Source organism: Alloprevotella sp. OH1205_COT-284, from assembly GCF_003859795.1.
GTDB lineage: Bacteria > Bacteroidota > Bacteroidia > Bacteroidales > Bacteroidaceae > Alloprevotella.
The window spans coordinates 40,333-54,136 of record NZ_RQYI01000003.1 but is presented as its reverse complement, the minus strand read 5'-3'; the positions used below and the strand labels follow the sequence as shown (position 1 = coordinate 54,136).

At 53.4% G+C, this 13,804-nt stretch carries 12 protein-coding genes; 3 read left to right on the top strand and 9 right to left on the bottom strand.

Annotation, left to right across the window (positions count from 1 at the left end; genetic code table 11):
* Nucleotides 1–17: 17 nt before the first annotated feature.
* Both EII14_RS01735 and EII14_RS01730 read left to right on the top strand, forming a co-directional pair.
* A complete protein-coding gene (locus EII14_RS01735; protein WP_124930848.1) occupies nt 18–860 on the top strand; it encodes an MBL fold metallo-hydrolase in 843 nt (280 codons plus the stop codon).
* Between the two features lie 148 nt (nt 861–1,008).
* Nucleotides 1,009–1,965 carry a hypothetical protein gene (locus tag EII14_RS01730; RefSeq protein WP_124930847.1) on the top strand — a complete coding sequence of 319 codons (957 nt, stop codon included), beginning with the start codon at nt 1,009–1,011 and terminating at the stop codon, nt 1,963–1,965.
* Between the two features lie 798 nt (nt 1,966–2,763).
* On the opposite strand, the gene pyrH is transcribed toward EII14_RS01730, so the two are convergent.
* From pyrH to EII14_RS01685, 9 genes are all read right to left on the bottom strand, one after another.
* The gene (gene pyrH / locus EII14_RS01725) at nt 2,764–3,471 is read right to left on the bottom strand and encodes a UMP kinase (protein ID WP_124930846.1); all 708 of its coding nucleotides are present in this window, start codon (nt 3,469–3,471) and stop codon (nt 2,764–2,766) included.
* 42 nt (nt 3,472–3,513) lie between these two features.
* Complete coding sequence (locus EII14_RS01720; protein ID WP_124930845.1) at nt 3,514–4,812, bottom strand: MATE family efflux transporter; 1,299 nt, start codon at nt 4,810–4,812, stop codon at nt 3,514–3,516.
* 82 nt (nt 4,813–4,894) lie between these two features.
* A complete protein-coding gene (locus EII14_RS01715) occupies nt 4,895–5,611 on the bottom strand; it encodes a biotin--[acetyl-CoA-carboxylase] ligase (protein WP_124930844.1) in 717 nt (238 codons plus the stop codon).
* A 22-nt stretch (nt 5,612–5,633) separates the two neighbouring features.
* The gene (locus EII14_RS01710; protein ID WP_124930843.1) at nt 5,634–6,041 is read right to left on the bottom strand and encodes a YraN family protein; all 408 of its coding nucleotides are present in this window, start codon (nt 6,039–6,041) and stop codon (nt 5,634–5,636) included.
* 30 nt (nt 6,042–6,071) lie between these two features.
* The gene (locus tag EII14_RS01705) at nt 6,072–6,503 is read right to left on the bottom strand and encodes a nucleoside deaminase (protein WP_124930842.1); all 432 of its coding nucleotides are present in this window, start codon (nt 6,501–6,503) and stop codon (nt 6,072–6,074) included.
* 15 nt (nt 6,504–6,518) lie between these two features.
* Nucleotides 6,519–8,648 (bottom strand): Tex family protein, encoded by a 2,130-nt coding sequence (locus EII14_RS01700; protein ID WP_124930888.1) that lies wholly within the window; start codon nt 8,646–8,648, stop codon nt 6,519–6,521.
* Nucleotides 8,649–8,729: 81 nt separating this feature from the next.
* Nucleotides 8,730–9,176 (bottom strand): lipocalin-like domain-containing protein, encoded by a 447-nt coding sequence (locus EII14_RS01695; protein ID WP_124930841.1) that lies wholly within the window; start codon nt 9,174–9,176, stop codon nt 8,730–8,732.
* Between the two features lie 12 nt (nt 9,177–9,188).
* Nucleotides 9,189–10,841 carry a capsule assembly Wzi family protein gene (locus tag EII14_RS01690; RefSeq protein WP_124930840.1) on the bottom strand — a complete coding sequence of 551 codons (1,653 nt, stop codon included), beginning with the start codon at nt 10,839–10,841 and terminating at the stop codon, nt 9,189–9,191.
* A 74-nt stretch (nt 10,842–10,915) separates the two neighbouring features.
* Entirely contained in the window at nt 10,916–11,986 is a 1,071-nt protein-coding gene (locus EII14_RS01685) for a diacylglycerol kinase family protein (protein ID WP_124930839.1), read from the bottom strand.
* A 356-nt stretch (nt 11,987–12,342) separates the two neighbouring features.
* On the opposite strand from EII14_RS01685, the gene EII14_RS01680 reads away from it, so the two are divergent.
* Nucleotides 12,343–13,530: a pyridoxal phosphate-dependent aminotransferase family protein gene (locus EII14_RS01680; protein WP_124930838.1), complete on the top strand. Its 1,188-nt coding sequence runs from the start codon at nt 12,343–12,345 to the stop codon at nt 13,528–13,530.
* The last annotated feature ends 274 nt before the right edge of the window (nt 13,531–13,804 follow it).

Sequence of the window (13,804 nt, the reverse complement as noted above, 5' to 3'; positions counted from 1 at the left end):
ACTCTGCACCTTCACACATGAAATTTATATGCTTCGGAAGCGGAAGCTCCGGCAACTGCTACTATCTTGAATCTCTCGGAACGGCCATTCTCATCGATCTCGGCATCGGCATCAGAGCTTTCAAAAAGCACCTGCGCGACTATGGGCTGACTATCCCTACGATCGGCGCCATCATCGTCACCCACGACCACACCGACCACGTCAAAGCCGTGGGTGCCGTTTCGACAGAATTTCACATTCCCGTCTACACCTCTTCGCCCGTACACGAAGGCATGCAGCGCAACCGCTTCATGACCAAAAAGGTGATGCCCGCCCACCAACGCCACACCACGCCCGGCACGCCTTTTGAAGTGGGTAATTTCCGCATCACGCCTTTCCGAGTGCCTCACGATGCCAGCGAAAACAACGGCTATTTCATCAGTTTGATTCGTCCCGAAACAAGCGAAAGCCTCTTTTCGGCCACTGACGGCGACCCTTCTCCCACCTTTTGCCTCATCACCGATGCCGGACAGTTCACCGACGAGATGGCCCCTTTCGTGCGGCAAGCCCGACATCTCGTCATCGAAGCCAACTACGACAGCCAAATGTTGGCCAACGGCCCCTATCCCCTTTATCTTCAAAAACGCATATCGGGCGGACGCGGACACATGGACAACCGACTAACGGCCGAAGCCCTCCTCCGACATCTCACACCTGCCACCCGAAACATTTGGCTCTGTCATCTGAGCGAAGAAAACAATCACCCCGAATTGGCACGAAAAACCATACAAACCGCTCTCGCCCAACTCGCTTTCGCACCGCAGCCCCGCCTTCATGTGCTGAAACGGAGAGTGCCATCGGGATTCTTCGAACTCACGTGAAATGCAAGAAACGACAAACAAAGACGCGTCAAGTGAAAATAAAACCTAAAACAATGCCATTGTTTTTCTGTTTTCCCTTGCAGTTTTGAAATTCTTTCCGACATTTGCGGCATACCCTCATGATTGATAACATCTAAAAACGACGACCATGAAACGACTGCTACTCTCTTTCGTCATCCTCCTTGCAAGTGCAATGGTTGCCAACGCCATGGGCTATCGAAAGGCTCGCCAATATGCCTATTTCCTGACCGACAAGATGGCCTATGAGCTCAATCTCACGGCCGAACAATATGAGCGCGTCTACGAAGTAAACCTCGACTACTTCCTCTCCATAGACCACCGCTACGACCTCTACGGAAGCTATTGGGACTACCGCGACACGGATCTGCGCTACATTCTCTTCGATTGGCAATACGATCTGTTCCGCTCGATCAACTATTTCTTCCGTCCCCTCTCGTGGCATCGCAACTCCTTTGTGTTCGTCATCTACGACTACTACCACCGTCCCGACTATTTCTACTACGATCGCCCCTTGGTCTATGCCCGCTATCGCGGTTCGAGGTGGGAATATCGCCACTACGACACCCCGTCGCCCTATCGCGGCATGGTATTCAGCGGTCGCAGAGGCGGCATGCGCGACGCCTACTCGCCCGATTTCCGAGGCGGCTACGACTATCGCAACGGGCACGAATACGACACCTATCGCAACTCCTCATCTCCCGTCTATTCCGGACGCAGAGGCAACGACTCCTTCCAAAACGACGGCCGCCGTCACTCCCACAGCAGACAAATCACACCTCGCTATGGCGAACAGGCCTATCCCAACGACCAACGCAACACCGGTCGTCGCAACGATTTCGGCTCATCCTCACGCATCGGCGGGACGATGCAAGGAGGACGCAACGGAGGCGGAGAAACCCGAGGCGGAAGTTTCGGCAATCGCTCCGAAAACCGCAACACGCAAAACTCCTCAGATCCGACACAACACCGCTCTTCCAACTCTCCGGCAAGAGGCTCGCGCACCGACAACCAAAATTCCAACACCTCGCAAGGCGGCAGCGTCCGCCAACAAAACGGTGTGCAAATCGTCGGCGGACGAAGATAAACGTTTCTTTCGACCGAATGACGAGATCACACCTCCGCGCTTTCCGTCGGGCATGACCTTGGAGCATGATCTTGGGGCTACACTCTTTTTCGGACATTCCCCCAACCACCGAAAAGAGAAAAACATGGGAACTTGTGAAATTTAGGTCTGCGATAGTTTTTTCTACTCGTTACTCCGTTCGCACTCCCCCTTAGGTAAGATGCGTTTCGACCCATCAAAGTATATCCGAAAAAAACGATGAAAAAGTGAGGCCGTTCTTCGTAAAAAAAGCAACTTTCAGCCTCTACAAGGAGTTTTTCTTCTTTTTATCTACATTGTCTACACTGCATGGGTTAAACCACAGAAATACAATTCGTTGCAAATGTAGACAACACAAAAAAAAACTACATTCGTTGTTACAATCTACACACCACATCGAAAAAGCGTGCAGATGCCCGAAATCCCAACCGTGTAGGCAGTGTAGGTTTTCGGAAAAAACGTCTACATTCCTTTTTGCCTGTGCATCATAGACTTAATCGTTTCCCATGTATATAGGCAAAGTGCCTGCCTACACTTATATCTTTTTGAAATTCAAAAACATGCAAGGCGCAGTGTAGGTTTTTCGACGATTTCAAGAAATAAACATTGAGGCCGCATCCGAACTCACGGGTTTTGATGCGGCCTCAAAAATCTTTATGCAGTATTGAAGTTTACCGGACGGCAATACGTTGTTTTCTTTTCCGGCTGCTATCTTTCGATAAGAGCCTCGCCGTCTTTCCTTTCATTTTTATCAATCGGTGTGCTTTTGCGAAACCGTCATTAGGCATGCACATAGGTGCCAATGTCTTCACCCGAAAGCACACGGCGCAGGTTGCCCACGACATCCATGTTGAAGACATAGATAGGCAAATTGTTTTCCTTACACATGGCGGTGGCGGTGATGTCCATCACGCGAAGTCCGCGAGCGAGCACCTCATCATAGGAAATGTCGGAAAACTTCACGGCAGTGGGGTCTTTCTCGGGATCGGCCGTGTAAACTCCGTCCACACGGGTTCCTTTGAGCATCACATCGGCTTCGATTTCAATGCCGCGAAGCGAAGAACCGGTGTCGGTGGTGAAATACGGATTTCCCGTTCCGCCACTCATGATGACCACTTCGCCGCGTTCGAGGGATTCAATAGCTTTCCACTTGGAATAGAACTCACCGATCGGTTCCATGCGAATGGCGGTGAGCACTCGATTTTTCACTCCGGCAGCATCGAGTGCCGAGGAAAGGGCAAGACTGTTGATGACCGTGGCACACATGCCCATTTGGTCGCCCTTTACGCGATCGAAGCCCTTGCCCGCACCGCTCAATCCGCGAAAAATGTTGCCGCCGCCAATGACGATGCCGATTTGTATGCCCATGGCTTGCGCCTCGCGAATTTGAGAGGCATATTCGTTCAAACGTTTCGTGTCGATGCCGTGCCCTTGTTCGCCCATAAGGCTCTCGCCGCTGAGTTTGAGGAGTATTCTTTTGAATTTCATAAATAAGGTTTTGAACTATGGATTGCAAAAATACGTTTTACTTTATGAAACGACAAACTTTTGTCGCACTATCTTGGGCAGCCAAAAGCCTTGTATCACACCGCGCACGCCGAGATAACACAAAAAGGCCGTCCAAAGGGCATGATTGCCGCTGCCCGGAGAAAACAGAGCATGGACTCCGAAAAAGACAACGGAAGCCGCACCCACTCCCATGAGCATGGCACGCGTGGAGGTCGTGCCGACAAAAAGGCCGTCCAAGAGAAATGCCGAAAAGCCCACCAAAGGCATGGCGACGACATAGGGCAGATATTCCACGGCGGCAACACGCACGGTGTCATTGTCGGTGAGCAAATGCAAAAAGGCGCGTCCGCCGAGAGCAAAACAAAGCGTGAAAAACAGAGCAAAGCCAATGCCCCAGCCGAAAAGGCGGCGGGTGAGCTGCCAAAAACCGCTGCGATCGGCCGCACCGCACAAACGGCCGCCAATGGCCTCGCCGGCATAGGCGAAGCCGTCCATCACGTAGCTCACGATCAGGAAAAACTGCATCAGCAGTGCATTGACGGCAAGGAGGGTTTCGCCTTGTCGCGCCCCGAAAGAGGTGAAAGCAAACATGACGGCCACCAAACAAAGCGTGCGAAAGAAAATGTCGCGATTGACCACAAAAAGTTCCCGCCAACGAGCGGCATGTCCGAATACGGACGAACCGGTGGCCGACAGCTGCCGACGGCACACAATGCGCCATGCAAAACCAAAAGCCAAAACGGCTCCCACCCATTGGGCTATGAGCGTGCCGAGAGCTACGCCTTCCATTTTCCACCCCAAGCCGACAACCAAAATAAGACTGACAAAGATATTGACCACGTTTTGCACAATGGCCGTCCACATCGGCGCACGTGCGTCTTGCATGCCCAACAACCAACCGTTCAGCGCAAAGAGCGCGAGTGTGGGCGGTGCGCCCCAAACGAGAATGCGATAATAGGAGCGAACGAGCATTTGCACTTCGTCGGTGGCGGACATGAAAGAGAGACCGACATGCAAAATGGCATACTGAAACAACAATATCAACACGGCGAGGCTGCCAGCCAACACAAGCGAACGCCACAAAAGTGCCACACACTCCTCTCCCTGCTCCGCACCAAGGGCTTGGGCGGTGAGGCCGCCTGTGCCCATACGCAGAAAATTGAAGAGCCAATAGGTGGTGGAAAACAACGTCGTACCGACGGCTATGGCGGCCAAGAATGCGGCCGCTCCCAGATGTCCGGTGATGGCGGTATCGACAAGGCCGAGCAAAGGCACGGTGATGTTCGAGATAATGGAGGGAACGGCTATGCGGAGGATCATGCTTTATAGAAAAGGAGATATGGTTTCAGTTTCAAACAGAGGGTTTGTTGCCAACACGTTGCCGCCGACGGGTGCATTGCGTTCAGAGAAAACACACTTCTTTGAAAGCAAAAGTACGTTCTTCCCCCTGCGGAAGCCGCAACGTGAGCCTTCCATTGGGAGCAACGGCCGCGATTTCGGCTTGGAAACGCTCTTGCGTGCGCACATCCTCATAGTCATGGAAACCCTGCCGACGATAGAGCCGTTGCCAATAGGTTTGGGCGATGTCTGCGCGCCCACCTTTACACCACAAGGCATAAAGGTTTTCAAAATGGCCAACGAAATCGGAGAGCAACGCGGAGAGATCGGTGTCGTGCCCCGTGATCTGCCGTATCGAAACGGGGTTGGGGGCATCGCTGCGAAAACTCGGTTGATTGACATTGATACCGATGCCGACCAGTGTGGTGGAAATGTCGCTTCCCGACAGGGTGTGTTCGAGCAACATGCCACAGATTTTTCGGTCGTGGCGATAAACATCGTTCGGCCATTTCACCGAAATGCCTTCAACATGGGCGTCGAGCGTGGCGGCAACTGCCAGACAAACGATTTCGGAAAGGAAAAACAGCTCGGAGGCTTTCACGCGAAAAGGACGAAACAAAAAACTGAACGTGAGATTTTTGCCCGTTTCGCTTTCCCACGACGTGCCGCGCTGACCGCGCCCTGCGGTTTGCTCGTCGGCCGTGACCAAAAACACTTCTCCTTCCGCGGGCAGAATGCCTTTCAACATCTCCATTGTGGAAACGACAACAGGGCAATGCATGTGATGCCAATGAGGGGGAAGATTAGCGGAAAAGGTGTTCGAGACCATGTGTGAAATGCCCGTGAGGACGACGAAGGGGAAAGGCGTTTTTGAAATGTTCTATCGTAAAAGGAGAAGACGTGCCGACGAGGGTGATGATGTCAAAACGAAAGGGGGATTGCGTCAAGCGTTTGCGATGAAGGTAGGCCAATGCCGCTTGCGAAATGCGCTCCTGTTTATGACGATCCACGGCTGCTTCGGGATCGGCCAAACGATCGTCGCGACGTGTTTTCACTTCCACAAACACGATCTCGCCAAAGTCTTCGGCGATGAGATCTATTTCGAGCGGATGAAGCCGCCAGTTGCGCTCCAAGATGTGATAGTCGCGCTCCATAAGGTAAAAGGCCGCGGCCTCTTCGCCCATGCGTCCGAGTTCGTTATGAAAAGACATGAAAGAAAATCAAGAGATAAACGGCGAGGATCAACGTTTCTTTTTGAAAAAATCACGCATCAGGCAACTGCATTCTTCTTCGAGAACTCCCGACACGACTTCGGTCTTGGGGTGGAGCGCATCGGGAGCATAAACCGCATATCCTCGTTTGGGGTCGGCCGCCCCATAGACCAATCGCCCCACTTGCGCCCAACCTATTGCTCCGGCACACATGACACAAGGTTCGACCGTCACATAAAGCGTGCATTCGTTGAGATATTTCCCTCCCAAGGCGTCGGCTGCCGCTGTGATGGCCTGCATTTCGGCATGAGCCGTCACGTCGCACAGCGTTTCGGTGAGGTTGTGTCCGCGGGCGATGATGCGGTCACGACACACCACCACAACGCCCACCGGCACTTCGTCGCGACGGGCGGCATTCTCTGCTTCTTGAAGTGCTTGACGCATATAAAATTCGTCGGTCATGGCAATGAGATGTGTTTAGGGTTGTTTCACAGACTTCATGGAGAGCGAAATGCGTCCGCGCTCGTAGTCCACCTCCAAAACGCGCACATTGACCTGTTGGTGAAGACAGACCACCGTGGCAGGATCTTTGACGTAGCGATCAGACAGCTGCGAAACGTGTACCAAGCCTTTCGTTTTGATACCGAGATCCACAAAAGCTCCGAAGTTGGTGACGTTGGTGACAATGCCGGAAAGGACCATGCCGATTTCGAGATCGTCGATGGTGCGAATGTTTTCGTCGAAACGAAAAACTTCTGCCGTTCCGCGCGGGTCGCGACCGGGTTTGTCGAGTTCGGCCATGATGTCGTTGAGCGTGGGAAGCCCCACTTCGGGCGAGCAATAGCGTTTCAAGTCTATGCCGGCGCGTGCTTCGGGCGAGGCGATGAGTGCGGGAATGTCAAGGCCGGCATCTTCGGCCATCTGCTTGACAAGCGCGTAGCGTTCGGGATGGACGGCGGTGTTGTCGAGCGGATTTTTACCGTTGGCAATGCGCAAAAATCCGGCACACTGCTCAAAGGCTTTCGCTCCGAGACGCGGCACTTTCAGCAAAGCTTGTCGTGAGGGGAAAGAACCGTGTTCGGCACGGTAATCTACGATATTTTTGGCCAGAGCCGTGCCAAGTCCGCTGACGTAGATCAGCAAGTGTTGAGAGGCGGTATTGAGATTGACACCGACGGAGTTTACACAACTTTCAACCACTTGGTCGAGTGTTTTTTTGAGTGCCCCTTGATCAACGTCGTGCTGATATTGTCCGACTCCTATGGACTTCGGATCAATTTTAACCAGTTCGGCCAGCGGATCGGCCAAACGGCGGCCGATAGAAACTGCTCCGCGAACGGTGACATCGTGGTCGGGAAACTCGTCGCGTGCAATTTTGGAGGCTGAATAAACCGAAGCTCCGTCTTCGCTCACGGAAAAGACATCGACCCCTTCGAGACCGAGACCGCGCACCAATTCTTCGGTTTCTCGACCGGCCGTGCCGTTTCCCACCGCCACGGCTTCCACCTTGAACTTGTCTGCCAAATGGCGCAAGGTCATTTCGGAGCGGCTGTATTCGTTTTTGGGGGCGTGCGGATAGATCGTTTCGTTGTGCAGCAAATTGCCTTGTGCATCCAAGCAAACCACTTTGCAACCGGTGCGCAAACCGGGGTCGATGCCCATGATGCGCTTTTGTCCGAGCGGAGCGGCTAGCAACAACTGTTTGAGGTTGGCGGCAAAGACACGTATGGCCTCTTCGTCGGCGCGCTCTTTGGCTTGATTGGCAAATTCGGTTTCTATGCTTGGTTTGAGCAAACGCTTGTAAGCATCGAGTGCCGCCATTTCGAGCTGTTCGGCAGTTGCCGTTCCGCGCTTCACATAAGGACGTGCCACGCGCTCGGCCGCCTTTTCCTCGTCGGAAGGGGAAATGCCGACCCGCAGCAAACCCTCGGCCTCACCGCGCCGCATGGCCAACAGCCGATGGGAAGAACAGCGTTTGAGCGGTTCGCTCCAATCGAAATAATCCCGATATTTGGCCGCTTCCTCTTGTTTGGATTTCACCACTTTGGAAGTGATGACGGCATCACGGGAAAAGATGCTGCGAAGCGTGTTGCGGGTGTGCTCGTCTTCGCTGATTTGCTCTGCGATGATGTCGCGAGCTCCCTGCAAGGCTTCTTCTTCGTTTGACACGAGGTCGGAAACATATTTTTCGGCCGCTTGGTGCGGATTTTGCATCGGGTTGAGAAGAAGGGTTTGCGCCAAGGGTTCAAGCCCTTTTTCTCGCGCCACTTGGGCACGGGTGCGACGTTTGGGCTTGAACGGAAGATAAATATCTTCGACTTCGGTGGCCTCCCAAGAGGCTTCGATACGAGCGCGCAATTCGGGAGTGAGTTTCCCTTGTGTCTCAATGGTTTCGATCACATATTGCTTGCGATGTTGCAGTTCTTCGAGGCGCGTGTTTTCATCGGCCACGGCAGATATTTGCACTTCGTCGAGTCCGCCGGTGGCTTCTTTTCGATAGCGGGAAATAAAGGGAATGGTGGCTCCTTCGTTGAGGAGTTTCACCGTATTGGCCACTTGGGTTTCTCGGAGAGAAAGACGTCGGGCGATGAGTGGGATGATGCTCATGGAATGATGGTCGGTATAATTATTAGGATCGGTCATGGTCGGAATAATGAACAGTGGTCGGTAATTTCAAAAGAGGTTTTCTCAGAATTTTCTAAAAACAAGGCGATGCCGATCCGTTTCCAACACCATGCTTTGAGATTCGGCCGAAACGACACGATAGGTGAGGGGCAGGCGATCGACTCCGAAAGCAGAAAGGTCGATGTTCATTTGAGGCGTGATGAGGCTGTCGCGCCCTTCGCTGCGAATGATCAGATAGGCATGGGGGAGCGTCAGTTGTCGGCCACGATGCTCGAAACGGCTCATCACGGCATTGTGTTTGATGTCGGTGGAAAGGCGGACGACGGGAGAATAGAATTGCAGCAGGTCAAGCTGAAAACGCCAATAAATTCTTTGCGCTTTCACATCTGTTTCATCCATCTCGACCAATTGCCATTGTCCGTCCAGCCATCCGTTTCGAGGCACCTTGTCGCATCCTCCCGACAACACCGCCGACAGCAGCAGAAGAAACAGGCCTAAGATCTTTTTCATAGCTTACTTTCATTAAAAAACAAGGGGTGTTCGATGAGGCTCTCCGACAGTCACGGCGGAAACCGCACGTTGTTTTGCCCCACGCGACTTGGTCGGCAACAGCCAACCGCTTTTGCTCACAGAGAGCTGAACGCCCAGATGCCGGCCGAGCCTGTTGCCGGTGTCGAAAGCTATTCCCAGTTTGACACGCCAGCCCTCCGAGGGAGAAAGCAGAGGCGAACGCCGGGAGGGTTGTCGACCGGGCGAGGAGGGGATGCGATAAGAGGTTTCAAACAAGAAAGAATGCTGACGCTCGACTTCCGCAAACGGCACGGCATAAGTGCCCCATGATTTCAAGTAGGAATAGAGCAGTCGGTAGTGCAAGCCAGAATACGGATCTCCCGACATTCCGAAATGAGTGGCATGAAAACGATTGGCCGTAAACGCCAAAGATCTATCGGCATTATAAAGCGGCGAGGCAAAAAGGGCATTGCCCATTGCCATGCCGTAGTTTTGCCAGCCTTGATAGAGGTTGTGGTTATAGTAATTGTCTACACCGCTCACTTGATCGGGCACCTGCCCTGTGTGGTCATGGTATATCGGCCCGCTCTGATAGTCGGTGCGTACATGTTCGACCACGAGATCGGTGACATAGGGATTGGGCGGCAACCCGATTTCCACTCCCCACAAACCGTCCAACCAACCGTATTCATCGAATGCGGCACTCTCGTCTTCAAAGAAGTGATCGTAGTACAAACGGGTGTGCCAGCCCTGTCGGCGGTTGCGGTAGTCCAAAGCGGCACGCCAAGCCCCCAGCGTGTTGCCGGCCGAGTTGCCGTAGCCCGCTCCGTCGGTGGCATCGCTCCCCCCTTTTCCGACGAGCGCATAGAAAAAGTTTTTCAAGCCTTTCCCACCTTTGATCGGCGTCGGTACGATGCCGTCAAACCCTCCGCCGTTGTAGATCGTCCCCCCGAATTGAGTGGCCATTTCCAAGCCGCCCACAAAACAGAGCGCATGCCGAAGAGGATTTCCCAAACGAAGATAGCCCGATTTTTCATGATACAACGCCCACATGGGATAGTGTTGCGACGTCCCCGACAGATAATCGCGTTGCCATTTTCCGTCGGTCTGCATGCCATAGGCAAGATGCAATTTCAGGGCGACCCAATCTTTCGAACCGGAAATATTCCACCAATCGCGCAACGCCCATTTCGCCATGGGTACGGGGCGGGCATTCATTCCGAGCACAAAAGCCCCTGTGGAAAGTTCGGGATGATTCAACTCCGTTTCTCGTTGCTTCTGTCCGATCGTAAACACCGACAAGCCGCGGACGGTTTCCCAGTAGAGTTGCTGAATTTGCAAACGTTCGACACCGCCATGTACCAAAGCCACATCAAACCCCACGCCGTGGCGAAAACGCCGCACGGAGTCGGAAACGGTCGGGCGCAACATCTGCAACCGCAAATAGCCGTTGTCGGGCGCGAGGCCTCCCAAGCCATACCGGTTGGCATTCAGCCAAAGCGGCGTATGCATCCCTCCGCCGACAGTGGTCTGCGTTTCCAGCATGAGCCGCACATTCCGCCCGTTTTCTTCCGAAACGGTTTGCGCCTTTGCCATCGGCCGACCGAAGACGAGCAACAGCAAGAAAGCGGACAAGAAAGAAGAGAAGGAGGAGAAACGAGGCATGCTATTCGGCTGTCAAAAGGGTTTACAAAACTCGGAAGACGCACGTCGGGCGGCAGTTGCCGGCGAATCGAGGATCAGAGTTTTCTCAGTTTTTCCAATATTGTGGCATTGAGTCGCCGCAGTTCCCGACTTGTTTTTCGGCGCAATTCTTCGCTCGTACGTTTCAAGTCGGACAGCGGTTCCCAAGATTGAAACGGTGCCAATATCTGTTGCAAAAAGTCGACCTCCTCTTCCGTTTGACGAGTGGCAAGATCGGCCGTTTTATTGACCACCACATTGAAACTTCGGGGGATGAGTTCGACCTCTATCGTTTCGGAGGTGTGAAACGGATCGCCGTCACAATGAGCTACACCGGCCTTCTGACGCTCTATCTTCAAATGTCGGGTTCGCAAGGTCTTCACGTGAGAGTTCTGCGGCAGAGTTTTGCCGAACAGCTGCATCACGATGGCCGGTGTGTCGAGCACGCCGAAAGGTTCGAGAATAATAACATCGAGCAAACCGTCTTTCATCGAAGCATTGGGGGCAATAAAAGCATTGTTGCCATATTGAGAGGCATTCGCACAGGCAATGAGGAAAGCGTCGTAGCTCTCGGCCGTTCCCTCGTTGCCATCGACGGTGATGCGATAGGTTTGCGGTTTGTAGCGCAGTCCGTCTTTCAAGGTTTTCTCAACATAGGTGACCAATCCCCGCTTTCCCGCTTCGGCAAATTTCATACTGATAAAGGCATCAAATCCGACGCCGCAGGTACAGAAAAAAGGCTGTCCGTTGATGCGGCCGTAGTCCAACCGATGCACCACGCCCTGATTGATCACCTTCACCGCCGCCTCGGCATCGAGAGGAAGACGAAGATGACGCGCCAAACCATTGCCGCTGCCGCAGGGCACGATGCCCAAAGCCGTGGTCGTGTGTACCAACGAGCGTGCCACTTCATTGACCGTGCCGTCGCCCCCTACGGCCACAACGATGTGTGCACCGGCTTCTGCCGCTTCACGGGCAATTTCGGCGGCATGTCCGGCTCGCTCCGTGTAGCGTATTTCACACGCGTAGCGATCGCCGTCGATATGTCGCCTGATGGCTTCTTCCACGACATCTTTGCGTCCGGTGCCCGAAATGGGATTGATAATAAAAACAATATGATGAGGCATAGCGTTGTTGTTTCAAAGCTCGAATCGGCCGCAGCATCGCTTCCGGCACTGCACGTTCGGCTGCATTTTCAAGTGATAGGCTTCGGTCTCCCGATCGCAGACTTCTCGCGGAAATTCTCTCAGACGGCCGAAAACATTGCAAATTTAGCAGAAAGTTTATATTGACACAGCAAAACGAGAATACAAAATCCGAGCGACTGCAAAAAAATATTGATTAAATGCACACTTCTTTGGGGAATTGTGTAACTTTGTCCGCTGAATACATCAATATCACTCAACAGCAGGGCACGAAAATCATTTTTCGGGAATGGCGCTCCGCCGTTTCTTTGCACCTTGGCTGTTTGTTTACACTCATCATGGATATTCTTCGCGAACGCTTATCAAAGTACACCCTCCCCAACGAGGTCAGAGCAAAAGGCCTTTACCCCTACTTCCGAGAAATCGAAGGCAAGCAAGGCACAGAAGTAGAAATGGACGGCCACCATGTGATCATGTTGGGCTCCAATGCTTACACCGGACTGACCGGCGACGATCGTGTCATCGAGGCCGGAGTTGAAGCCATGCGCCGCTACGGATCGGGCTGCGCCGGAAGCCGTTTCCTCAACGGCACGCTTGACCTGCACGTGCAGTTGGAAAAAGAATTGGCAGAATTCGTGGGCAAAGAAGAATCCCTCTGTTTCTCCACGGGCTTCACCGTGAACAGCGGTGTCATTCCCGCCCTGCTCGGCCCTCACGACTATGTGATCTGCGACGACCGCGACCACGCCTCGATCGTGGACGGACGCCGCTTGTCGATGGCCAAACAACTTCGCTACAAACACAACGACATGGCAGACTTGGAGGCCAAGCTCCAAAAGTGCAACCCCGAAGCCCTCAAACTCATCGTTGTAGACGGTGTTTTTTCGATGGAAGGAGATTTGTGCAACCTGCCTGCCATTATCGAACTGAAACACAAATACGGCGCCACCGTCATGGTCGATGAGGCACACGGCATCGGCGTGTTCGGACGACAAGGTCGCGGAGTCTGCGATCATTTCGGCTTGACCGACGAGGTGGATCTCATCATGGGCACCTTCTCCAAGAGCTTGGCTGCCATCGGAGGCTTCATTGCCGCCGACCGCACCATCATCGACTACCTCCGCCACACGGCACGCACCTACATCTTCTCGGCTTCCAATTCGCCGGCCTCAACGGCCTCTGCCCTTGAAGCCCTGCGCATCATTCAACGCGAGCCCGAACGCATCGAAGCCCTGTGGGAAGTGACGAACTATGCCCTCAAACGCTTCAAGGAAGAGGGTTTTGAAATCGGCGACACCGAAAGCCCGATCATTCCCCTCTATGTGCGCGACTTGGAGAAAACATTTGCCGCAACAGCCATGGCTTTTGAAGCCGGCGTGTTTATCAACCCCGTTGTGCCCCCTGCCTGCCACCCGACAGACACCCTCGTGCGCATTGCCCTCATGGCCAACCACACACACGAACAAGTCGACCGCGCCGTAGCGGCACTCGTCGGCGTGTTCCGCAAATTGGAGATACTCAAATAAGCAGGCGGCCACACGACGCCCGCACAGACTTCACAAAGAAATCCGACACGCTTCATTGCCGATGAACGTGTCGGATTTCTCTTGTCATCGGACGCGAACGGCAGCCCATGCCCACATTTGCCGGCAAGTGACATTTCGCAAAACCGGAATTGGCGCAGAGATAAAAAACACATTCGACGGCGAACGTCCCCTTCACCGAACGAGGCAGACGGATACAACTGCCTCAGAGCCGGAAATCTCTACCCTTGAAGTAAAAATTTCTAACTCAGAGGTA